Source organism: Rhodococcus sp. YL-1, assembly GCF_001942025.1.
GTDB classification, from domain to species: domain Bacteria; phylum Actinomycetota; class Actinomycetes; order Mycobacteriales; family Mycobacteriaceae; genus Rhodococcus_F; species Rhodococcus_F qingshengii.
Genome location: NZ_CP017299.1, coordinates 1759023 through 1781735, shown reverse-complemented (window position 1 = coordinate 1781735; position 22713 = coordinate 1759023). Strand labels below are relative to the sequence as shown.

Annotated in this window: 24 protein-coding genes; 11 read left to right on the top strand and 13 right to left on the bottom strand. The window is 63.5% G+C overall.

The window, feature by feature from the left end:
• The 4 genes from BH682_RS08425 to BH682_RS08410 are packed head-to-tail and all read right to left on the bottom strand — an operon-like array spanning position 1 to position 5235.
• Positions 1-759 (bottom strand): ABC transporter ATP-binding protein, encoded by a 759-nt coding sequence (locus BH682_RS08425; RefSeq protein ID WP_054187821.1) that lies wholly within the window; start codon positions 757-759, stop codon positions 1-3.
• Complete coding sequence (locus BH682_RS08420) at positions 756-1499, bottom strand: ABC transporter ATP-binding protein (RefSeq protein WP_007728482.1); 744 nt, start codon at positions 1497-1499, stop codon at positions 756-758. Before BH682_RS08420 ends, BH682_RS08425 begins: the two co-directional genes overlap by 4 nt.
• Entirely contained in the window at positions 1492-3750 is a 2259-nt protein-coding gene (locus BH682_RS08415; RefSeq protein WP_075832671.1) for an ABC transporter permease, read from the bottom strand. Before BH682_RS08415 ends, BH682_RS08420 begins: the two co-directional genes overlap by 8 nt.
• 60 nt (positions 3751-3810) lie before the next feature.
• The gene (locus BH682_RS08410; RefSeq protein ID WP_075832669.1) at positions 3811-5235 is read right to left on the bottom strand and encodes an ABC transporter substrate-binding protein; all 1425 of its coding nucleotides are present in this window, start codon (positions 5233-5235) and stop codon (positions 3811-3813) included.
• Positions 5236-5519: 284 nt separating this feature from the next.
• On the opposite strand from BH682_RS08410, the gene BH682_RS08405 reads away from it, so the two are divergent.
• The 5 genes from BH682_RS08405 to menE are packed head-to-tail and all read left to right on the top strand — an operon-like array spanning position 5520 to position 8831.
• The gene (locus BH682_RS08405) at positions 5520-6719 is read left to right on the top strand and encodes an inorganic phosphate transporter (protein WP_075832667.1); all 1200 of its coding nucleotides are present in this window, start codon (positions 5520-5522) and stop codon (positions 6717-6719) included.
• A gap of 15 nt (positions 6720-6734) precedes the next feature.
• Positions 6735-6998: a hypothetical protein gene (locus BH682_RS08400; protein WP_003942079.1), complete on the top strand. Its 264-nt coding sequence runs from the start codon at positions 6735-6737 to the stop codon at positions 6996-6998.
• A 54-nt stretch (positions 6999-7052) separates the two neighbouring features.
• Complete coding sequence (locus BH682_RS08395; protein ID WP_003941853.1) at positions 7053-7388, top strand: DUF3349 domain-containing protein; 336 nt, start codon at positions 7053-7055, stop codon at positions 7386-7388.
• A 4-nt stretch (positions 7389-7392) separates the two neighbouring features.
• Positions 7393-7695: a DUF3349 domain-containing protein gene (locus BH682_RS08390; protein ID WP_003941976.1), complete on the top strand. Its 303-nt coding sequence runs from the start codon at positions 7393-7395 to the stop codon at positions 7693-7695.
• Positions 7692-8831, top strand: a complete 1140-nt coding sequence (gene menE, locus BH682_RS08385) for an o-succinylbenzoate--CoA ligase (RefSeq protein WP_075832665.1) — start codon at positions 7692-7694, stop codon at positions 8829-8831. The genes BH682_RS08390 and menE overlap by 4 nt, the downstream gene beginning before the upstream one ends.
• Positions 8832-8885: 54 nt before the next feature.
• Here the strand turns inward: menE and BH682_RS08380 are convergent, their stop codons facing one another.
• The gene (locus tag BH682_RS08380; protein WP_075832663.1) at positions 8886-9779 is read right to left on the bottom strand and encodes a type IV toxin-antitoxin system AbiEi family antitoxin domain-containing protein; all 894 of its coding nucleotides are present in this window, start codon (positions 9777-9779) and stop codon (positions 8886-8888) included.
• Positions 9780-9933: 154 nt separating this feature from the next.
• On the opposite strand from BH682_RS08380, the gene BH682_RS08375 reads away from it, so the two are divergent.
• Together BH682_RS08375 and BH682_RS08370 are read left to right on the top strand one after the other, a co-directional pair.
• Positions 9934-10941, top strand: coding sequence for a daunorubicin resistance protein DrrA family ABC transporter ATP-binding protein (locus BH682_RS08375; RefSeq protein WP_003941960.1), 1008 nt, complete (start codon positions 9934-9936; stop codon positions 10939-10941).
• A complete protein-coding gene (locus BH682_RS08370) occupies positions 10938-11765 on the top strand; it encodes an ABC transporter permease (RefSeq protein WP_003941848.1) in 828 nt (275 codons plus the stop codon). The genes BH682_RS08375 and BH682_RS08370 overlap by 4 nt, the downstream gene beginning before the upstream one ends.
• Positions 11766-11786: 21 nt before the next feature.
• Here the strand turns inward: BH682_RS08370 and BH682_RS08365 are convergent, their stop codons facing one another.
• Complete coding sequence (locus BH682_RS08365; RefSeq protein WP_075835199.1) at positions 11787-15035, bottom strand: BTAD domain-containing putative transcriptional regulator; 3249 nt, start codon at positions 15033-15035, stop codon at positions 11787-11789.
• Positions 15036-15084: 49 nt separating this feature from the next.
• Between BH682_RS08365 and BH682_RS08360 the strand changes: the two genes are divergently transcribed.
• The gene (locus BH682_RS08360; protein ID WP_007728497.1) at positions 15085-15954 is read left to right on the top strand and encodes a 1,4-dihydroxy-2-naphthoate polyprenyltransferase; all 870 of its coding nucleotides are present in this window, start codon (positions 15085-15087) and stop codon (positions 15952-15954) included.
• A gap of 12 nt (positions 15955-15966) precedes the next feature.
• Here the strand turns inward: BH682_RS08360 and BH682_RS08355 are convergent, their stop codons facing one another.
• From BH682_RS08355 to BH682_RS08340, 4 genes are read right to left on the bottom strand one after another with little or no spacing between them, the layout of a single operon-like run.
• Positions 15967-16347: a phage holin family protein gene (locus BH682_RS08355; protein ID WP_003941998.1), complete on the bottom strand. Its 381-nt coding sequence runs from the start codon at positions 16345-16347 to the stop codon at positions 15967-15969.
• A 49-nt stretch (positions 16348-16396) separates the two neighbouring features.
• On the bottom strand, positions 16397-16963 hold the full coding sequence (locus BH682_RS08350) for a Clp protease N-terminal domain-containing protein (protein ID WP_003941949.1): 567 nt from the start codon (positions 16961-16963) through the stop codon (positions 16397-16399).
• 5 nt (positions 16964-16968) lie between these two features.
• Complete coding sequence (locus BH682_RS08345; RefSeq protein ID WP_003941869.1) at positions 16969-17220, bottom strand: HTH domain-containing protein; 252 nt, start codon at positions 17218-17220, stop codon at positions 16969-16971.
• 54 nt (positions 17221-17274) lie between these two features.
• Positions 17275-18012, bottom strand: coding sequence for a lysophospholipid acyltransferase family protein (locus tag BH682_RS08340; protein ID WP_054828445.1), 738 nt, complete (start codon positions 18010-18012; stop codon positions 17275-17277).
• A gap of 122 nt (positions 18013-18134) precedes the next feature.
• Between BH682_RS08340 and BH682_RS08335 the strand changes: the two genes are divergently transcribed.
• The gene (locus BH682_RS08335; protein ID WP_063314764.1) at positions 18135-18758 is read left to right on the top strand and encodes a GNAT family N-acetyltransferase; all 624 of its coding nucleotides are present in this window, start codon (positions 18135-18137) and stop codon (positions 18756-18758) included.
• Here the strand turns inward: BH682_RS08335 and BH682_RS08330 are convergent.
• Together BH682_RS08330 and BH682_RS08325 are read right to left on the bottom strand one after the other, a co-directional pair.
• Positions 18656-19759 (bottom strand): PLP-dependent cysteine synthase family protein, encoded by a 1104-nt coding sequence (locus BH682_RS08330; RefSeq protein WP_063314765.1) that lies wholly within the window; start codon positions 19757-19759, stop codon positions 18656-18658. The two genes, BH682_RS08335 and BH682_RS08330, sit on opposite strands and share 103 nt — an antisense overlap.
• The gene (locus BH682_RS08325; RefSeq protein ID WP_030535490.1) at positions 19756-20142 is read right to left on the bottom strand and encodes a DUF4229 domain-containing protein; all 387 of its coding nucleotides are present in this window, start codon (positions 20140-20142) and stop codon (positions 19756-19758) included. The genes BH682_RS08330 and BH682_RS08325 overlap by 4 nt, the downstream gene beginning before the upstream one ends.
• Positions 20143-20433: 291 nt before the next feature.
• On the opposite strand from BH682_RS08325, the gene BH682_RS08320 reads away from it, so the two are divergent.
• Both BH682_RS08320 and BH682_RS08315 read left to right on the top strand, forming a co-directional pair.
• Positions 20434-20646, top strand: coding sequence for a BldC family transcriptional regulator (locus BH682_RS08320; RefSeq protein ID WP_003942029.1), 213 nt, complete (start codon positions 20434-20436; stop codon positions 20644-20646).
• A gap of 184 nt (positions 20647-20830) precedes the next feature.
• Positions 20831-21037 (top strand): hypothetical protein, encoded by a 207-nt coding sequence (locus BH682_RS08315; RefSeq protein ID WP_003941996.1) that lies wholly within the window; start codon positions 20831-20833, stop codon positions 21035-21037.
• Positions 21038-21062: 25 nt separating this feature from the next.
• Here BH682_RS08315 and BH682_RS08310 read toward each other — a convergent pair whose 3' ends face one another.
• A complete protein-coding gene (locus tag BH682_RS08310; RefSeq protein WP_411561121.1) occupies positions 21063-22400 on the bottom strand; it encodes a MinD/ParA family ATP-binding protein in 1338 nt (445 codons plus the stop codon).
• Between the last annotated feature and the right edge of the window lie 313 nt (positions 22401-22713).

Here is a 22713-nt window from a genome sequence, read left to right as displayed (position 1 = left end):
TCATCCTCCTAGATAACTGGTAGAAAGTTCGTTTTCGATGTCGTGTGGATCGCCGGTCTTGACGACGCGTCCCTGCAACATCAGTGCGGCCGAGGTCGCGATGGGCAGCACCGCTCGTGCGAACTGCTCGGCGACGAGAATGGAAATGCCTTCGGCTGCAAGCGAGCCGACGACGTCGTACATCTGCGAGACGATTCGAGGTGCGAGACCCATCGACAGCTCGTCGAGCAGGAGCACCGTCGGGTGAGTGCCGAGTGCCCGTGACAGCGCCAGCATCTGCTGCTCACCACCGGACATCGATCCGGCCAACTGTCCGCGCCGCTCCCCCAGGATCGGGAACCTGCCGTACGCAACCTCTTCGAGTTCGGCCAGCCCGACGCCCGTTCCGGTGGCGATCCACAGGTTTTCCCGCACAGTGAGGTTGGCGAAGATCCCGCGTCCTTCGGGGATGGAGCAGACCCCCAGCCGAGCCAACTCCGAAGGCTCGACTCCGTTCACGACCTGGCCCGCGAGCCGGAACTCGCCGCGGGTGACCGGAAGGACGCCCGAGCAGATCTTGAGCGTCGACGTCTTGCCGCCGCCGTTGGGTCCGAGTAGCGCCACCACGGCGCCCGGTTCGAGTACCAGATCCACCCCGTGCAGAACTTCGATGGATCCGTAACCGGCGCGGACACCGGACAGTTCGAGCAACGGTTCGGCGCGGTCGGGGCTGCGTATACCCTCGTCGATTTTCGCCTCGCCAATTTTCGCTGACGTCATACCGCCTCCTCCTCGGTCCCGATGTAGGCCGCGATCACTTCCGGATCTGTCCGGATCTTCTCCGGATCACCCGAGGCGAGGACTGCGCCGTAGTCGAGCACGTGGATGGTCGAGCACACTTTCATCACCAGCGGAATGTCGTGCTCCACCAGACAGATTCCGAGTCCACCCGCAGCAAGTTCGGTGAGCATCTCGGCAAAGACCTCGGTTTCCTGCTCGGTCTGACCCGAGGCCGGTTCGTCGAGCAGCAGCACTCGCGGGTCGGTCATGAGCGCCCGTGCAACTTCGACGACGCGGGCGCGTCCGGTGGGGATGTCCGCGACGTCCTTGTCCGCGACATCCGTCAGCCCGGTCAGCTCCAGCAGACGATCCGTCTCGCTGTCCACGTCGATCTTGTTGCGGCCGTTCGCCTTGTGGATGTCTCCGGCGACGCGCAGGTTGTCACGCACCGACAGCGAGACGAACAGTTCGAGCCGCTGGAAGGTACGTGCAAGCCCGCGACCTGCCCGCTTGTGCGGCGGTAGCTTCGTCACGTCGACGCCGCCGAGGAACACCTGACCGGACGTGGGTTTCTGCAGCCCGGTGATGGTGTTGAAGAGCGTCGTCTTGCCCGCACCATTCGGTCCGATGAGTCCCGTCACCGTGCCGGGTTGCACGGTGAGCGAAACGTCCTTGACCGCGACGTGTCCACCGAAACGAACGCTCACACCGCGCGTTTCGAGAAGTGGTGTATCAGACATGGACGGTCAACTCCTTCGGCGAGCCACCCTGGTCCTGAGGAATCCCCAGTTCGCGGTCGATCTCGTCACGGATCTCGGGGCTGTAAGGGACATCGATCCCGATGTCCTCGGGAACGACTGTCGCTTTGGCGGCCAGTTCCTCCGGAGTGAGAACCGCGCTGGGCATGACCATCTCACCGATCACCGGCAGCATGAACACCACCGCGATCGTGATGGACGCGAACCACCAGTTGCCGAGTACACCGGTCAGAGCAAGGACGTAGGTCAGCAGAACGACTGCGGCGCCGCCGATCAGAACAGGCTTGGCACCGGCGAGCCGTCGGTAGCCCTCGATCACGCTGTGGACCGTTCCGCTGGGGTTCGCGCCGACGCCGATGCCGATCAGTGCCGGGCTGACTGCCGCGATGTTGCCGAAGAGCAGCCACATTCCCTCCAACTCCGGTTGCGCCGAAGCCAGATTGGTGAACGAGACCATGATGACCGCAAACCCGATTCCGGCCATCAGTCCACCGAACAGGGCGCCGGTGACGTATCCGATACCCGCGACGACGGTCAGCATGAGCAGCGAGAGGCTGACCATGATGGCAAAGCTCTCGCCCGAGACGGACCCCATGGCGCTCGACATCAGAATGCCGCCGAGACCGGCGATCCCCGAAGAGATCATGAAGACGCTCAGCTTGAGCCGAACCAGGCTCTGTCCGAGCATGGCCGAACCGGCCGGGCTGTCCTTCATCGCCGCGAGTCGGCGCCCGTAGCCGCTGTTACGCAACGCGATGACGCCGACGCCGAGTATCGAGAACAGCGCGGTCACGGTCATCAGGAACACCGTCTCGTTGCTCAGATCGAGCGGACCGATCTTCAGCGGCGGGAGGGCGATGTTCCCGTCCTTGAACAGCGAGTACTTCATGCCGAACATCTCGTGTTCGGTGGTGTCACGAAGAACCATGTTGGAGAGGAACACTCCGAAGGCCATGGTTGCCAGCGCGAGATACAGCCCTCTCAGCCGCAGCGCCGGTAGGGCGACGAGGCCACCGATCACGGCGGTGACGAGGACTCCGACGACGATGCCCCACAGGTTGAGGTGCGCAGCCAACCCGGAACCGGAGATCCCGAAGTGGAAGGCCACGATGGTAGCGATAGCGCCGAAAGACACCGGCGCCAAGTTCAATTCACCCGCGTAACCGGTGAGGAGTGTGAGCGAGAGCGCGATGATCGCGAAAGTCATTCCGATGGTCAGTGTGGTGACGGCGGACGTCACCATCAGCAGACGGATCAGGTAGACGATGACGATCAGTGCCAAGCCCCAGACGACGGCCTTGCGCACGCTCGGCACGTGGTAACGCTCGCGAGTACGGGTGACCGCTCCACGCAACCGGTCCTGTGGGAGCACGATCAGCACCACGAACAGCGCGATCATCGGCAGGGAGACACGGAAATTCGACGTCCAACTCCAACTCGTCGGGAAGTACGCCAATACGTACGTACCGGCAATCCCGAGGACCACGGCGCCGACGAACGTGCGCGGAATGCTGCGCAACCGGCCGAACATGGCCGCGGCAAACGCGTCGATCACCAAGAGTGTCAACATGTTCGCCTCGAGTGTGCCGCCACTGATCGGGGTGATCAGGATGCCGGCCAGGACTGCGAGCGTCGAACCCATCGCCCAGGACAGGGCCGCAAGACGCTCCGGATTGTGGCCGTTGAGGCGCAACAGTTCCGGATCGTCGACGACGCCGCGCATCGCGACACCGGCGCGGGTGCGCGTGAACAGGATGCGCAGGCCGACGGCGATGGCGATCGCAACGAGGATGCAGATCAACTCGTGGTAGCGGATGCTCGCGCCGAACACCGTGATCTTGGACTGGTCGCCGAAGAACATCTGCATCGTCCGAGCGGTCTCGGGGTGCCAGAACCAGTGCGAGATCGAGAGCATTCCGAGCAGGATCGAGACCGTCACAACGATTTTGGTGACCTCGGCGGTATCGCGCAGACCCTTCATGATCAGGACGTAGAGGCCGAGGCCCATCAGTGGCCCGACCAGGACGAGTGAAATCAGCAAAGCGACGACGGTGGGAAGTTCCCAGCCGTAGCGCAACTGCCAGTAGATGAACGCACCGAGCATTGCCTGTGCACCGTGCGCGAAGTTGAAGATGCCTGACGTGTTGTACGTGAGTACCAGCCCGGAGGCGGCGATCGCGTACACCGACCCCAGGACCAGGCCCAGGATCGTGAAAGTGACAAAAGTGTTCATGGCTGAACCCTCGTTAGGGACTCGGGCGGCGGTTGGCGCTCGCCGCCCGAGTCGGAAGAATCAGGACTGCGGCTTGATGACGTTGGCGTTCTGGTACTTCGTCGACACGCGGTCAGCGCCGAGTTCGGTCCCCCAGGTGCTCTTTTCGGTCGCGACGAGGTACTTGGGGTCACACTTGAATTCGCCCGCGGTGGACGGGAACGCCTGCGCGTAGCTACTGCCCTTCAACGAGGTCATGAGTCCGCAGGTGGCCGGCATGTTCTTGCCGGGATCGGTGACGGCGTGCAATCCGCCGCCGTCCCACTCGTGAATGTTCGAGAGTTCGTTCACCATGCACTGACGCGTCAGATCGCTACCGCACTCGTCCGCGGCGGCCGCCCACAGCAGGAAGGACGACGCCGCCTGCATACCGAGGAGCGCGGTCTTGCCACCCTGCTCGGAGACCAGATCGACGTACTTCTTCACTGCGGGCACCTTGTCCGCGTTCTCGAGCATCTGGAAGGTCATGCCCGCGTTGAGGTTGTCGAGCAGTCCGGTGTCCTTGTTCCAATCGGAGACGGTCGCGCCGTACCAGGTGGCTTCACCGAAGAAGATGGGATCGATCCCGACCTGGTCGAGGGCCTTCACGAAGTTCAGCTCCGACGGGCTTGCCGATCGTGACGTCCAGATCCCCTTCGCGCCGCACTCCTTGTACTTCTCGGCGAACGGCACATAGCTCGATTCCCCCTCGTAGTTGAGTGTGACGCCGCAATCCTTGAGCTTGAAGCCCGCAGCCTCGGCGATCGAGCGAATCTTCGTGGTGGAGCTGATGATCGTGGGCATCGTGCTGTTGACGACGTCGAAGTCGTTCACCAGATCGGGGTGCATCTCGGCCATCTGGAACCACTGCGAACCGTTCGCGTAGTCGACCGGGAACGGGACACCCTGGAATGTCATCGGTCCGTTGGCTGCGTCGGGTGACACGGTGAAGCCTGGCACGGACACCAGGTTGCACGCGACACGCGTCTGCTCGGTGGTCTGATCCATCGCGAAGCCGTAGCCGACCATCATGAACTGGCTCGCGCACGCTTCCTGCATGACCGAGTTGGCCTGCGTCATCGCGGCGTCGTAGTCGGTACCGACAACCTTGCGGCCGTTGATGCCGCCCTGATCGTTGCACCAAGAGATGAGCGCGTTCACCGCATCGCTCATTTCCTTGTTCAGCCCAGGAGACTTCACATAACCGCGGTCGTCACCGAACCCGATCTTGATCTCGGTGTCGCTGACGCCTTGATCGGTTGCGCCGGTGGCGTCGCCTTCACCACAGGGCGAATCGAGGGTGCCGAACTTCGCGTCGGATGTGCTCGACGCAAGGTCTGCGCTGACGCCGGGTCCGCCGACAGCGACGGCGTAGGGATCGTCACCACGATTCGATGCGCAGGCTGACGCCAGAACGGCGGTCGCGGCGAGTGCCACGATCAGCTTCGTGGACTTGTTGGGCTTCACGGTCGGAGCTCTCCTTCTCACTGACAGACACCGAGAAACAGGGGTGAAACCCCTGTTCCGGTGCGCTCGGTGCCCGTAGGTAATCAGCGTTTAAAACGGTCCGAATGTGCCTTCCCGGTGAGTGAGACCAAAAAGTGAGGTCCCACACAGGGTTCCGATTTCGTGGCGCTGAACACATCGCGAACGGCAGCGCCGCAGCCCACGCGCGGGGACGTACTCCGCGGAGCCCCTGTTCGCATCCCGTTCGCTGTACTTTTACGCGTTCGATACGCACAATTCACGTTGTGACCGCAGAGCTCGTAATCCTCCTGGTGGTAGTTGTCACCGCCCTCGCGTTCGATTTCACGAATGGTTTTCACGACACCGGTAACGCAATGGCCACCTCCATCGCGACCGGAGCACTCAAGCCCAAAGTTGCGGTCACACTTTCCGCGATCCTGAACCTGGTCGGTGCGTTCCTGTCCGTCGAGGTCGCTGCGACCGTGGCCAAAGGCGTCGTCAACCTCGGCGCGGTCAGTGGGCAGGATCTGCTGCTGATCGTCTTCGCCGGTCTCGTCGGCGGAATCATCTGGAATCTGGCGACCTGGCTGCTCGGATTGCCGTCGAGCTCCTCACACGCACTGTTCGGCGGATTGATCGGCGCCGCAATCGCCTCCATCGGTATGGGCGGCGTCGAGTGGGGTGGAGTTCTGACCAAGGTCGTCGTCCCCGCGATCCTCGCGCCGGTCGTCGCGGCCCTGGTCGCAGGCGTCGGTACCAAGCTCGTGTACCGAATCACCGCATCCGTCAAGGAAGACGAGCGTGAGCGCGGTTTCCGTTTCGGCCAGATCGGCACCGCCTCATTGATCTCACTTGCGCACGGCACCAATGACGCCCAGAAGACTATGGGCGTCATCTTTTTGGCCCTGGTCGCTCACGGCACCATCACCGCCGAGACCGAGATGCCGTTCTGGGTGAAGTTCACCTGTGCCGTCGCGATCGCTCTCGGCACCTACCTGGGCGGTTGGCGCATCATCCGCACCCTGGGCAAGGGCCTTGTCGAGATCGCCGCGCCGCAGGGTCTGGCAGCCGAAGCGTCGTCCGCCGCCATCATTCTCACGTCGAGCCACCTCGGACTCCCCCTCTCGACCACCCACGTCGCCACCGGATCGATCCTCGGTACCGGCATCGGGCGCAAGGGCGCCGAGGTCCGCTGGGGCGTCGCAGGCCGGATGGCCGCCGCCTGGTTGATCACCTTGCCGTCGGCCGCAGTGGTCGGCGCCATCTGCTGGGCACTCGCGCATCTGATCGGCGGCCTGGCCGGCGTGCTCGTCGTCTTCGCTGCCCTCATCGCGTTCGCGATCTTCATGTACCTGCGTTCGCGTAAGGAACCCGTAGACGCCGCCAACGTGACCGCCGAATGGGACGAAAATCCGGATGCGGCGGCTCGCGAGATTCCGACTGCTGATCCCACTCCGTCCACCGAACCCACTCGCAACTCCTGAAAGGGGCGCAAGAGAATGCATCTACTCACCGATACCCTCGATTCGCTCTGGCAGGTAGTGGCAGTCGGACTGCTCTTCGGAGCCGGACTGCCGGCGATCTTCGCCTTCGGCCTCAAGTCGCTGAGTCTGCCGAACGCCGACGGCACCGAAGGACCGTCCACCCTGGGTAAAATGGGTGCGTACCTCTGTTTTGCGGTCGTGCTCGTCACGATCTTCGCCGGAATTCTGTTGTTGATGAAGAACTTCTTGGCCAGCACGTTCGGAATCCACGTCTTCTGAGTGGTCGTCGCGGCGCACCACTGAAACCACCGAAACGAAAATGAGGCCGAGGATTTGAGCAAGTATTCATTGCGCAGCGTGCTCGACTGGCTGCGTGCCGGGTATCCCGAGGGCATCCCGGACAAGGATCATTTTGCGCTGCTCGCCGTTCTCCGTCGTCGTCTGACCGACGAGGAGATCGAGCAGGTCGTTTCGATGTCCATCGAGTCGGCACACGAAGTGCCGGACCGCCACGTCGACTACGACACCATCCGCGCCATCATCGAGGGAATCCTCAACGAGGAGCCGTCCGAGGACGACGTCGATCGTGTCACCGAAAGGCTGCGCGCAGGTGGGTGGCCGGTCATCGAAGACGTGGACACCGACAACGAAGTTCGAGACGTGAGCTGACGTCATGGCCCTTCCGCCCTTCCTTACGTCGATAGTCGGCTGGTTGCGGGCCGGCTATCCCAATGGCGTCCCCGAGCAGGACTACATCCCACTTTTCGCGCTCCTCACTCGCAGACTCTCCGAAACCGAGGTCGACGCCGTCGCCGATGCGTTGATCGAGGACGGCGATCTGCCCATCGAGAAGACCGACATCCAGGTCCTCATCACGAAGATCACCAACGAGATGCCACTCGAAACCGACGTCGACCGCGTACGAAGCCATCTGGCTGCCGGTGGTTGGCCGCTGGCCGGGCCGGACGTCCGGTGAACGTTCTTCGCACACTGGCCGTTCCACAGGGTGAGGCGGTCTTCGAGGTACTGCCTGCCATCGCGCAGATCCTGGACGGCGTGCACGACGCCGTGCTTCCCGTCCCGGCGGCCGACGCACGCGAGACGGCCCGACTGAGCGACGCTCTGCACCCCGATCAGCCCATCGACGACGGCATCTCGCTGGTGGTCGCCACGTCGGGGACCACCGGAACCCCGAAGGGCGCGATGCTCGCCGCGAGCGCACTGCGAGCCAGCGGCGACGCGACCCACGAACGCCTCGGCGGCACCGGATCCTGGTTACTGGTTCTCCCCCCGCACCACATCGCCGGGATGCAAGTTCTGTTGCGCAGTGTCCTCGCCGGAACACAACCGGTGATCGTCGACGTCAGTGCGGGTTTCGACCCTGCCGCATTGCCGGGCGCTGTCGCCGCGATGAGCGGACCGCGCCGCTACACCTCGTTGGTGCCGACGCAGTTGGTCAAGGCACTCGGTGATCGCGCCGCGGTCGAGGCTCTGGCTTCGCTCGACGCGGTTCTGCTCGGCGGCGCTGCTACTCCCGCACCGGTACTCGCGCAGGCCACCGAAGCGGGCATCACCGTCGTCCGCACCTACGGGATGAGCGAAACGTCCGGCGGTTGCGTCTACGACGGAATCCCGTTGTCCGGAGCGCAGATTCGTATCGACGACGGCCGAGTTCTGCTGGGCGGTCCGATGCTCGCGTCCGGGTACCGCGGGCTTCCCGACCACCCCGCTTTCGCCGAGCCCGGGTGGTTCCGGACCGACGACGCCGGATCAGTGGTCGACGGAGTCCTGCGCATCACCGGCCGGTTGGACGAGGCAATCTCCACCGGCGGGCTGACCGTCGTACCGCAGGTGGTCGAGGCCGCGCTGGCCGATCACCCCGCCGTTCGCGAGTGCGCGGTGATCGGCATCGAGGACCCGCGGCTGGGGCAGCGGGTGGTGGCCGTCGTCGTACCAGAGGGCGAAGCTCCGACGCTCGACGAACTGCGCGCACATGCTCAGCGGACACTCGACGTCACCGCGGCGCCGCGGGAACTCTTCGTCGTGGACGCGCTCCCCCTGCGTGGACCGGGCAAGCTCGACCGCGCCGCCCTGGTGGCTCGGTTCAGCTAGCAGCCGCAGCCCGATTGTTCAGCCGCAGGCCTGATCAGCGCCGCGGCTGCACAATCAGCGCGCGGCTCCGCGGAGGCAAGCCCGCTCGAACCTTTCGCGGACACGTTCGAAGTCGCGAAGATCCGCCCATACCCACCGGAACACCTCGAACCCCGCGTCCCGGATCGCGTCCTCCCGCAGTTTCTCGCGCTCTACCGCCCTCCCCGGATTGTCGCCGCGATACTTGACCATCCCGTCGAACTCGCCCACCACACCGTGCTCTTTCCAGAAGAAATCGACTCTCCCGATGAACCGGCCACCGTGACGGATCTCGTGCTGCAGGGTCGGCATCGGCCAACCGTCGTCGCGCATGCGTACCCGGCTGATGGACTCCCCCGGACTCTCGGCACCTGGTTCGATGAACGTCGCCGCCACTCGAGCGCGACTCATTCCCAGCCGTCCGCGCGCATGATCGAGCGAAGCGTCGACGTTCTCACGCCTCATCCCACGTCCCAGGGCGCAATCACCGATCACCACGGCGGTCTCGAACGGCGTCGTCCGTGCGAGGTCGACGAACGTTCGCGCAAGCGACGTGGTTGCGACGCCGTCGATCAGCACGACCTCCTCGGCCGGGACCACTGCCGGATGAAGATGCAAGGTTTGACTCTTCCGCCCACCCGAGCACCGGTTACGCGTCATGTGCACGGTGTCCAATCGCAATCCGCCGCAATCCAATCCGTGCATGACCGCTGCCGAAGCGTGGCTCACGATTGCGCCTGGTCCACAGCTTTCGGTGGCTACCATGACAGCGCAGCGGTGGCGTGCTCTCGCATCGAGTTCGCGGAAGTGATCGGCGCGCATGTAGATCCCCGCTGCGATTCGGTGCAGCTCGCCGCGCCTGACCGCTCGCTGCAACTGCGCGTCGCTGGTGCCGTCCCGGTGAGCCTGTGCCCGCGTAAGAATCTCCATGCAGCGAGCGTGATGCCGCCGCGCCCGCACACCGACAAGCAAGATCCGTCTGGGGATTGTTTGCCGGTTGTGGAGCACCGACCTCGCGCGCTGTGCAAGTAACCGCAAGTTCCACGCAAGGTCCATGCAAGATCGGTCTGCCAAGCTTCATCCCATGAACCACACAGCTTCGCCTCTTGCCATCGAGGCCGACGGACTCGTCAAGAAGTTCGGCGAGCACCGCGCGGTCGACGGCGTCAGCCTCACCGTCCCCACCGGCTCGGTGTTCGGCGTCCTCGGGCCGAACGGCGCCGGCAAGACCACCACCGTCCGCATGCTCGCCACTCTCCTTCGCCCCGACGGCGGTGAGGCGCGCATCTTCGGCCACGACGTCAGCCGTGAACCCACCGCGGTCCGATCCCTGATCGGCGTCACCGGTCAGTACGCCTCCGTCGACGAGGATCTGACCGCGACCGAGAACCTCGTGATCTTCTCCCGGTTGCTCGGCCTGAGCCGCCGCGATGCGCGCACCAAGTCCCTGGAACTCCTCGAGGAGTTCGATCTGGTCGAGGCCGCGACCAAACCGCTGAAGAACTTCTCCGGCGGCATGCGTCGACGCCTGGATCTGGCGGCAAGCCTGATCGCGCGCCCGCCGCTGCTGTTTCTCGACGAGCCCACCACCGGCCTCGATCCGCGCACCCGCGCCCAGATGTGGGTGACCATCCGGCGACTCGTCGCCGAGGGTTCGACGGTGTTGCTCACCACGCAGTACCTCGACGAAGCCGATCAACTGGCCGATCGCATCGCGGTGATCGACCGCGGCCGCGTGATCGCCAACGGCACCGCCGACGAACTCAAGGCTTCGGTCGGGATCTCCTCGCTCCAACTCAAGCTGGTCGATCGTGATCGCACCGAGGAGGCTCGCTCGCTCATCGCCGCTGCGCTGAGCGTCGAGGTGGGTGTCACTCCCGAGGTCGGGCGGATCACCGCACCACTGAGCGACCCGTCGATCACGGCGGACCTGTTGATCCGTCTGCGTGAGCAAGGTATCGCCGTCGACGAGATCAACGTACAGAAACCCAGCCTGGACGAAGTGTTCCTGACCATCACCGGGCACCAGCCCGAAGACGGTGGTCGCAACGACGCCCAGTCCGACAACGACTCCGATCGGAGCGTCGCATGACAACCACCCTCACCAAACCCCGGTCGCCGATAGCCCAGCCGGATGCCGCACCCCGCCGCATCAGCCTGCAGCAGAGCTTCGCGAACACGTTCACGATGGCGTACCGCGGAATTCTCAAGATCAAGCACAACCCCGAGCAACTGTTCGACGTCGTCATCCAGCCGATCATCTTCACGTTGATGTTCACCTACATCTTCGGCGGCGCGATCGCCGGTGACGTGACGGCATATCTGCCGACGATCATCCCCGGCATCCTCGTCCAAACCGTCATCACCGGTTCCATCGTCACGGGCACGCAGCTTCGTGAGGACATGGACAAGGGCGTGTTCGACCGCTTCAAGTCCCTTCCCATCGCTCGTATCGCCCCGCTGTCCGGTGCATTGCTCGCCGACGTCGTGCGCTACGGCATCGCCACGACCATCACGTTCATCGTCGGTTTCGCGATGGGTTACCGCCCCGCAGGCGGCGTGGTCGGCATTCTGTCTGCCGCGATCCTGGTCATGGTGTGCGCCTTCTCCATCAGCTGGATCTTCGCTCTCATGGGCGTGCTGATGAACAAAGCGTCCACGGTGCAGGGTGTTTCGATGCTCGTGCTGTTCCCGCTGACGTTCCTGTCGAATGCGTTCGTCGATCCTGCCACCATGCCGAGTTGGCTTCAGAAGTTCGTGAACGTCAATCCGGTCTCACACCTGGTGACCGCGGTTCGCGAGCTGGCCAACGACGGCCACTTCGGTATCCACGTCGTGTGGTCGCTGGTGGGCGCCGCGGTGATCGTTGCCGTCATGGCACCTTTGACCGTGCGGATGTACATGCGCAAGACATAAGTCCCGCACCATCGTCCAGACCTAGTCCAGCACCGGTCCGCGAAGCACAGCCAACACTGCTTCGCGGACCGCTCTGCGTGAGTAACCCGATACCTTCTCGGTTTCCACAGACCACCTGTCGGCTCCGACCAGACCAACCGCGAAGTCGGAGAGGCGCGCGTGATGGAGCGAGACGAAGTCTTGTCTCCCCGGCATTTTCAACGACAAAGCCATCAGTTCGACTCCGCGTTCGATGTTGCCCGTGACAAGATCGAACGACCCGATCGCCGACGCCAACGAACCCGCGAGCGGCAGGTCCGCGTAACCGTTGGGATCGAGCTTGAGAGCACTCGACTCCTTCATCTGCAGAACGCGGCCCGCCACCAGTTCGTGCCGGCCGTGAACTGCGTGAGCGCACACAGCCGCGGCACCGAGCAGAACGACGAAGGGATCACCGAAGATGTTCTCGATCGCAGAACCCAACAGCTCCAGCGCTTCTCGATACCGAGCCAAGCCCTCGTCGATACGGCCGTCCGCGAGATCCGCCTCGGCGATACTCGCTATGAGCGCCGCGCGCCGTTGATCGGTTTCGATGGCCCCGGTCCCACCCGAATGCGCCAATGCCGGACGTGCACGATCGAGAAGCACCCGACCACCAGCGGTGTCACCGGCCGCGATCATTGCTCCGGCTTGAAAGCAGATGAGCTGCATCGCCTCGTCACGCGCACCGAGGCGTTCCATCGACGCCGCCGCGATCGCGTAGAACTCGATGGCCTCGCCATAGCGGGCGGATTGGCTGTGAACCGACCCGACATGTTGGGCCGCCATCGCCAGACCCCACTCGTCACCGATGCTGGTGGCGTAGTCGAACAGAGTCTCCCCGTCCAGCAACGCACCGCGCAGATCTCCGATGTTCTCCCGCATGTTCGAACGCGCGGACAGCGCCGCCATTCGGGTCTCGGGATCGGAACTGCGAACGCCTTCGGCCACCAACCGCGCAAGTTTGTGGTTGGCGATCCCACTCGTGGTCAGCTTGATCAGAAATGCGAACAACGGACCGAGATCATCGCGCTCACGCAACAGCTTTCGAAGTCGGATCCGCGCACGGGCATGGTTTCGATCGGCCTCTCCGAAGAAGAGATGCATCGCCACCAGGATGAACGTAGCGCCCACCAGTTCTGCATTCACGTCGCGCAGATCGTTGTCCGCGGTCGCCCCGACGATCTTCGACGCCCAGTTCGAGATTTCCGAGTTCGATCCTCGTACGGCCCACAGAATCGCAAGGACGGGGAAGACGTTGGCTACGGTCACCGCGTCGCCGCGTTCCACGGCCCAGCGAAGTACAGCCAGAAGGTTGTCGTGCTCGGCGTCGAGGTCGGCAATCAGACGGAGCTGATCCGTCCGTGCACGCACGACGGCATCCTCGGCGATCGCAATCGCCCAGTCGTCGAGGCGCCGAATCACTTCCGGTCCCTCCCCGGACGCGGCGAGTTGCTCCTCGCCGTATTCACGGACAGTCTCGAGCATGTAGTACCGAAGATCTCCCTGCCCGTCGCTGACGGAAAGAAGTGACTGATTCACCAGCGCTTCGACGGCACTTGCCACATCGGTCAACTCGCCCCACCCGGCAACGGCCTGCGCCGAAGAAAGGGTGAAGCCGGCCGGGAATCGGCACAATCGACGCAACGCGATCTGATCCCCGCTGCCCAACAGATTCCAGCTCCAGTCGATCACCGCGTGCAGGGTGCGATGCCGATCCGGAGACGTCGGATCATCGGAGCGCAACAACGCGAACCTGTCTCGCAGTCTCGAACCGATTTCGTCGACGCTCATGGTACGGACCCGAGCGGCAGCGAGCTCGATCGCCAGCGGGAGTCCGTCGAGCGTCGTACACAGCTTGACTACCGCGTCGACGTCCAGATGAACAGACGGCCGCACCGCACGGGCTCTCGCCGAGAAGAGTTCGACTGCCGAGCCGGTTCCGTCTTCGATCGCCAACGGCGGCAACGGGTACACCGCCTCGGCACTGATCATGAGCGGAGAACGACTGGTGGTCAGTACCGTCAGCTGACGACCGGCCGCGATCATCTCGGCCACGATCTCCGAACACGCGCCGATCACGTGCTCACAATTGTCGAGGATGAGCAACATCGGACCGGCGGACAGCGCCTCTTTGAGTCGCTCTCTCGCCGAATGCGTTCGGCCGACGGTCAATTTGCCTGGCGCCAGATCGGATTCGCTGATTCCGAGGGTGCCTCCGATGGCCGCGATGACATCTTCGCTGCTGCGCAACGACGCCAACTCCACGAGGACCACCGAGACGCCCGGCTGGTTCACGGATCCGCGCAGGCCCAATTCGTGTGCGAGACGGGTCTTTCCGGCGCCACCAGGTCCGAGAATGGTGACGACGCGCGAGCGGGCGAGCAAGGATTCGATCTGGTCGATGTCGTTGTCGCGACCGAGCAAGGTGTTGGGGGCAGCGCGCAGACCGATCGCACGCGCGGCCCGCGGTGTAGCCGCAGGTGCCCCGAGAAGTTCCGCGTTGAGAGTCACCAGTGCGGGTGACGGATCAGCGCCCAGGCGATTGGCGAGGTGGTTGCGGAACTCCGCGAACACTTCGAGTGCCTCGTTGACTCGGCCTGCTCCGGCGAGCGCACGCATCAACGCCTCGGCCGCTGTGTCGTCGAATGGGCTCGCCAGATGGCGTCCGCGCACCAGGGGAATGGCTGCCGCGTACTCCCCCAATGTGAGCAACGCGTCGATCTGCGCCGTCTCCAGTTCGTCGTACACCCGGCCTGCGTCGAGCGCCAGACGATCTGCAACGTCGCCGACGACGTCACTCCCGGGGGTACCGCGCCACAGGCGCAATGACGCGGTCGTGACGGCGAGCGCTTCGGACGCGTCGGCGCCGACGGTGCGCAGACCACGGGCGGCGTCCGCTGCCCTGGCCAGGTCGACACGCTCCCGAGCGAGAGTGAGCCGGTATCCGGCCGCCGTGACTTCGAGGGCCCCGTCCGGGAGTGCAGATCGCAGGCGCGAGACCTGAGTGTGGAGGGCGTTCATCGGTGAGCGCGGCGGCTCCAGCCCCCAGACGTCGTCGATCAGGCTCTGCGCGGTACGTGGCTCACCCGGATTGCGAGCCAGCGCAACCAGCAGAGTTCGAGCTCGCGGACCCGGCAACGGAACCAGACGACCGCCCACTTTGGTCGAAACGGGTCCGAGCAAGGCAATGTCTGCCAGGTCTTCGCCCGACTGCGCGTACCTGGCGCGCTCACTCACGTCTCGAGTCATGTGCTGATCCACCGCGTTCGATCGTATTGCACAGTGCAAAGATCGTTGTATGGCAACAGCTGCTCAATGGATCGAAGGCGCGAGGCCGCGCACACTCCCGAACGCGATTGCGCCCGTGCTGGTCGGCACCGGAGCCGCGGCGTCCCTGGACCTCGCAGTGTGGTGGAAGGCGCTCCTGGCACTGATCGTCTCCTTGGCCTTGATCGTCGGGGTGAATTTCGCGAACGACTACTCCGACGGAATCCGCGGAACGGACGACGACCGCGTCGGGCCACTGCGCTTGGTCGGATCGAAGTTGGTCAGTCCCGGAGCCGTGAAGGCCGCGGCGATCAGCTGCTTCACCGTTGCCGCGGTAGCCGGGTTCGTTCTGGCGGCGACCACAGCCTGGTGGCTGGTTGCGGTCGGCGTGTTCTGCATCATCGGTGCCTGGTTCTACACCGGCGGCAAGAAGCCGTACGGATACAGCGGGTTCGGCGAGATCGCCGTGTTCATCTTCTTCGGACTGATTGCAGTGCTGGGAACTCAGTTCGTACAGGCCGAGCGGGTGGATCTGGCCGGGCTGGCCGGCGCGATCGCCATCGGTTCGTTCTCGAGTGCGGTGCTCGTTGCCAACAATCTTCGAGACATCCCGACCGACACCGAGTCCGGAAAGATCACTCTCGCAGTCCGGCTCGGCGACGCCAGGACCCGCACGCTGCACGTGATCCTGCTGGCCGTCCCGTTCGTCGCGACCCTGCTGCTGATCCTGCGTACTCCGTGGGCATTGCTCGGATTGCTGGCGTTGCCACTGGCAATCCGAGCCAACGCCCCACTGCGTTCGGGCGGGCAGGGTATGGCCCTGATCCCCGCGTTGCGCGACACCGGACTCGCCATGCTCGTCTGGGGTGCCGCGACCGCAGTTGCGCTCAGTCTCGCCTGAAAGTCGACGGACTCAACGGTTGTCCGGGACGAACGCGCTGAGCAAAAAGTTCACGATCGAGATGATCAGCGCGCCCCAGACTGCCGTCCAGAAGCCGTCGACCGTCAAGCCGTAGGACGTTCCGGACGAGATCCACGCCGTCAGCATCAGCATGAGGGCGTTGATCACGAGCGTGAACAATCCGAGAGTCAGGATGAGCAGCGGTAGCGAGAGAAGCTGCACTACCGGCTTGATGAACGCGTTGACCACCGTGAAGATCAAAGCGATCACCGCGATTACGAGAACCGTGCCCCAGGTGCCGTTGTCGTGGTTGGCGATCGTGATGCCGGTGACCCACGCCGACGCCAGCCAGATGGCTATGCCGTTGATGATGAGACGTGCCAGAAATGTCATGTCTGAATGCTGGCACATCCCGCCCCGTGCATGCGGAGCCGTGCCGAATCTAGGCGGCGCGATTCATCTTCGCTTCCAAGCGCTCACGGATCACCGACATCGTGACCTGCGTTTCGAGGGCCTGACGGGTAGGCCCGTCGGCGACACGCAGGATGCCGAGCAGGATGTGTTCGGCACCGATTCGATTGTCCTTGTGCGCGAGCGCTTCACGGAGCGAGAGTTCCAACACCTTCTTGGAGTCCTTCTCGAATCGTGAACGAGGGAACCCGAATCGGCTCTTGCGAGAAGTGTCGACGCCGTCCGGCACAGGAGTCTCGTCCAGCACACCTTCGCCGAAGGACTGCTCGAGACTCTCCCGAACCGCATCGAGATCGATGCCGATCGACTTGAGTATCTCGGCGTCGTCGTCGAAATTGTTGGAGCTACCTTCGTTCGATCCGGCGCCGGCGTGGCGGATCACGTCGAGCGTGACACCAGACTCGGTGAGCACCTCGGTGGCGATGCCCCGATCAGAGGTGAGCAGCGCGGTCAGAAGTTCCATCGGCGTGACAGGACCGGAGCCGGCGACAGCATCGACAACGACGCCTCGAGCCTGTGCGGAGAACCTTTCGAACATGGCAATTACCTGCCCTTCTCGCGCAGTGAACGCAGCATCGATTCCGACTGCGCGGACGCGTATTTCTTGTGGACGGCTTGACGGCTGACCTCGAGAGCTTCCGCGATCGCCTGCCAGGACCATCCGTGACGGCGCGCATTGGCGACCTGAATGGCCTCGAGTTTTTCGAGAAGACGACGCAGCGCTCGAACAGCACGCAATCCCTCGGTGGGATCCGGGCTACCGGCGGCAGCAGCGAGAGAGGTTGCTTCGGTCATGATGTCAATTTAGGTTGACAACCGGAATCTGTCAACCAAAATTGACAGGCGCGCCTAGTATCCGGCGACGGCCCCGTTCACTGCCACCTGCAAATCCGCCTGCACAGTTCGGGCGATATCCATCGGCTTGTCCGGAAGTTCGGTCACCGGCATTCCGACAAAGACACTCGCAGCCTTGACGTCGCCGGCCACCGGACCGTAGTTGATGCCGATCGACACCAGAGCCGGTGAGCATCCCAATTTCTCGGCGCGCGCGATGATGTGGCCGATTCCACTGTTGACGTGCTGCAACCGCGTCGGATCTTCGGTGTTGCACGTCCCTTCCGGGAAAATCGCCAGACAATCCCCGTTGCCCAGACGCTCGGCCGCGACGTCCATCATCACTCGGCCGGCATCCGAAACAGCCCGAAGGCCGTAGTTCTTGCTGCGAAAAACCGGGATGCTGCCCATCATGTCGACCTTCTTGCGCTGTGAAGGATCAACGAAGAGTTCGTCTTTGGCGAGGACCCGGGTCCGTCCGATCACTCGACGCAACGGAGTACGCCACGCGGTCGCGGCGAGCGTGAACTGGTCGCTCTCGGTCAGATGATTGACCGCCACGACCAACTGCGTCTTACGTTCCAGCAGAGTCTTCAGCGCAGCTTCCGCACCCGGCGCGTACCTCACTCGCGGGCGGTACTTCAGCGCCAATGCGGCATAAGCGAGCTTCGCCACGAATCGGTTCTGCTGATGACTGCGGTAGTACTCGTACACAGCCTCGTAATTGTCGAGTGAAACTTCAGGATTGCCCATGGTCCGCCCTCGCTGGAGAAGTGCCCCTTGACCAAACGATACACAACCTACGGTTGCGTAGGTTTGCGTTACAGAAGGCGTAGCGCTGGGAGAAACTCCACTCTCGAGGTAAAACGGTTTCTGTGATCCGCTCGGCCATATCCACCGACCTACCCGCACTGCAACAGATCGAGATCGCCGCGGGCGAACCGTTCCGAGACATCGGGATGGACGCCATCGCAGACGATCCACCGCCGACGCTCGACGAGTTGAACGATTTTCTCGCAGCCGAGCACATCTGGGTTCAGACCGACGCAAACGACGTACCCGTTGCGTACGCGCTCGTCGAGATCGTGGACGGCGGTGCGCATATCGAACAGGTCTCCGTTCACCCCGATCATGCCCGCAAAGGCCTCGGAGCTCAGCTGATCGACGCCGTCACCGAATGGGCGGCGGACCATCACCACGATCTCGTGACTCTGACGACGTTCGTCGACGTTCCGTGGAACGCGCCGTACTACGAGCGACTCGGGTTCGTGCGTCTGGCCGAGAACACGCTCTCTCCCGGCCTGATACGCATCAGAACGGACGAGCAGTCGTCCGGGCTGGACGCCTGGCCGCGGGTGACGATGAGCCGCCCGTCACACGGTCCGGCGCCGGCGATTCAGGAACTGGCCGTCCACGCACCCGAACGGACGAACTCGTCCAGCACTGCCGTCGGACCGAGCAGGTCGATCCCTTCCGACGCCACCCATTCGTCGTTGTAGTACGTCCCCGAGTAACGCTCTCCGCCGTCGCACAGGAGGGTGACGACGCTGCCGCTGCGCCCGGCCGCCATCATTTCGGCAATCAACGCAAAAGCTCCCCACAGGTTCGTCCCCGTCGAGCCGCCCACTTTGCGCCCCAGGGCCGCGCTGGCGTGCCGTGCGGCCGCGATCGAGCCTGCGTCCGGCACCTTGATCATTCGGTCGACCACCTGACCGACAAACGACGGTTCGACGCGCGGACGGCCGATGCCCTCGATCCGGGAACCTCGAGTACCGACGATCGACGGATCGCTCGCTCGCCACGCGTCGAAAAACACGGAGTGCTCCGGGTCCACCACGCACAGCCCCGTGTCGAATTTCCGGTAACGAAGAAAGCGGCCGATCGTGGCACCGGTTCCGCCCGTCCCGGCTCCGACGACCACCCAGTCGGGAATCGGATGTTCCTCGTGTTCGAGCTGAGTGAAGATCGATTCGGCGATGTTGTTGTTTCCGCGCCAATCCGTCGCGCGCTCGGCGTGGGTGAACTGGTCCATGTAGTGACCGTTCAACTCACTCGCGAGCCGATGCGATTCCGAGTAGATCGACGACGGATCGCTCACGAAATGACAACGTCCCCCCTGCGCCTCGATCAACGCGATCTTGGCGGGACTCGTGCTCGCGGGCATCACCGCGACAAAATCCAGGCCCAGCAACTTCGCGAAATACGCCTCGCTGACAGCAGTCGATCCGGACGACGCTTCGATGACAGTGGTCTCTTCGGTAACCCAGCCGTTGCAGATCGCGTAGAGGAAAAGCGACCGTGCGAGTCGATGCTTGAGACTCCCCGTGATGTGGGTCGACTCGTCCTTCAGATAAAGCTGGACGGTCCAGTTACTCGGCAGCGGATAGCGCAGCAGGTGAGTGTCCGCGCTGCGTTGCGCGTCGGCTTCGATCAACCGCACCGCGTTGTCGACCCACTGGCGTGAGGTCCGACGGTCGACGTCGAGCGAGCCCGTGGTCACCGCCCGTCTCCGCGCAGCTTGGAGCGAAGATCGTCACGATCGGACCGACGCTGGGCGTCGACCGCCGCAATGCCCGCATTGACACGCTTGCGCAGTTTCGCGAAGAGCAGCAACGACAGCGGCAGCGCGATCAGAACTGCGAACAGCGCCGCGACGATCAAGGGAACGTCCGTGCCGGCGAGCTTTCCGCCACCGATGATGACGGCACCGATCACGACGACAAGCAGCAGCCGAGCGACCGAGTACAGCACCACGTCGCGGGCTAGTTGACCCTTGGTCACCGGCCCGGAAGCTGACTTTGCTTGCCCAGAGTTTGCGGAAGGTTTACTGGCCTTGACCGGCTCAGAAGGAACATTTTCGGGGTTTTCAGACAACTGACTCACCCTCTCAGGTTACCCATTCCGAATACGGGTGGGACCGAGCCCGCTATATCCATTTTGTCCTTTACTTAAACATTACTTTTTCTTGAAAGATCGACTACCCGGCTATATCTGTGCAAACATTGCGCTACCACTCAGAAAACGGTCGAATGTGAGCGAAGGACTTCGAAACAAACTCGACGCAGGTTTTTGGCAACTGGTCGACACACCGGTTCGGAACCAAAGTTCGGAATCACTGCTCGGTTCGGAATCACTGTTCGTCAAACGTTCGACATCAACATGGAGGACCTCACAATGAGCGCACCAACCTTCAATACCGCCGCAGACGCACTCATGACGCCCGGACAGGTAGCGGCATTGTTTCATGTCGATCCCAAGACCGTGACCCGCTGGGCACACGCAGGACGACTGGGCTCGCTTCGCACGCCAGGAGGACATCGTCGATTCCGTGAGACCGAGGTCATGCAGCTTCTGCGCTCGCTGACCACCGAAGCAGACAACAACTGAGCAACTTCAGCTCACTTCGAAGCACTTTGCAGTACCCGACAGATCTTGCAGTACCCGACAGATCTTGCAGTACCCGACAGATACAGCACTAGCGCACTGAGCCGAAACGCTTGTCCGCACCACTTCTGGTGAAGCGGGGCGGAGACTGAGTAGGCTCGACTTCAGTTCCCTGAGGAGGTGCGCCGTGTTGTATCTGTTGGCGTTGGTGGGTTTGGTGACATTGATCGTTCTGATGTGGAAGGCATTCGGGCCCGATCCGTCGACGCGCACCCCGGTGAGCGGTGTACGCGGGCCGGATGACGATCCCGAATTCCTGTGGAATGTGAACCAGCAAACACGACGCAAGCGCACGGAAGGTCCGGACGTACCGCCGACTGACGCGTCGACGTAGCGTCCGGGCTCACCCGGCTATCCGATTACCGCCCCGTCAACGCGAACGGGGAGGCCGGAAAGTCCTGCGCAACCACCGCAGCCAACTCCAGCACCGCTTCCCGAGTACCTGGACGCAGCCGGTCCAGATCGATTTCGGCGCCCTCTTCCAAATGCGGATCGAACGGAATCAGTTTCACCGCTCGACAGCGCTGCTCGAAGTGCTCGACGACCCGCGGCAGATCAACCTTGCCCGAGCGAGGCCGTACCGCGTTGATGACAGCTACGGACGTGGCGACCAGCCTGATGTAACCGTGAGCGTCGAGCCAGTCAAGTGTTGCGGAGGCGCTACGTGCACCGTCGACGGAACCGGAACTGACGACGATCAACGAATCTGCACCTTCGAGAATGGCCTGCATCGCCGAGTGCATCAATCCGGTGCCGCAATCGGTCAGAACTATGCTGTAGAACTTCTCGAGCATGTCGACCGTGCGCGTGTAGTCCCCGCCGCTGAAGGCCTCTGAAACTGCTGGATCGCTGTCGGAGGCAAGCACTTCGAGCCGGTGTCGATTTTGCGATGTGTAGCCACGGACGTCGCTGTACTTCTCGATGCTGTTCTCGTCGCGCAGCAGGTTTCGCACTGTTGCCGGAGTTTCGAGCGGGATCTTCTGGCTCAGCGTTCCCCGGTCGGGGTTTGCATCGACAGCGACGACGCGATCGCCGCGGATCGAGCCGAACATCGACCCCAGTGTCGCTGTGGTCGTGGTCTTTCCGACGCCGCCTTTGAGACTGAGCACCGCAACCTTGTAGCAGCCCTGCAGCGGCTGGTTGATCTGGCGCGTCAACTCGACGAGGTGCTGCTCTTTTGCACCGTTTCCGAGGTTCACCGATCGGCCGGACAACGTGTACAGCGCCTTGCGCCAGCCACCCACCGGGGCAGGCCGGACAGGCCGCTTGACGAGGAGCGCAGCCGAGAGATCTTGCGCAGTCATCGGGAGAGCGGACTCGAAGCGACTGTCCGTAGCCGAGGTGAGTCCGGTCTGCGGCATCGGAGCGCGAGTAGGTGGCGCCGTCGGCGGGGCCATCGGCACGGCCTGACCATTCTGGAGGGTGTGGCCGTTCTGCACCGGCGCAGCGCCGGGATGACCGAACTGCCGAATCGCGGGATTGGGCGGATGGACGCCGGGCGAAAAAGGTGCCTGCGGTTGCTGGAGCGGTCTCGCGGATGAATGCGCCGTCGGGCCGGGCTGCAGGTTCTGAACAGGCTGCGAGTTCCGAACAGGCTGCGAATTCTGAACAGGCTGCGAATTCTGAACAGGCTGCGGAACGCCAGTTCGTGAATCCGGAAGCGACCCTCCACGATTCGTAGGTTCGTAGGTCTGCATCGGCATCGCAGGCGAGGTCGAGAACTGGCCGTTGATCGGGCCTGGCTGCGCTGCCGGATACTGGATGACCGGAGTCTTGGGACCTGGTACCGGAGCCGCTGGGGTCGGCGGCGGAGCGGCGGGTGCACCGGGCGCCTGGCCGGCGACTTGCTGGAGCGGCCCGGAGTCGACCGGGGCCACGAAGAGACTACGAACGTCGCTGGGAACCGAGTCCGATGACGGCTCGGGCGCGGATGCGCGCGGCTCGGGCCGCGTCGGCTCGGCAGGGCGCACCGGCTCCCACAATCCTGCTCCGGCGTCTTCAATCTTGTCG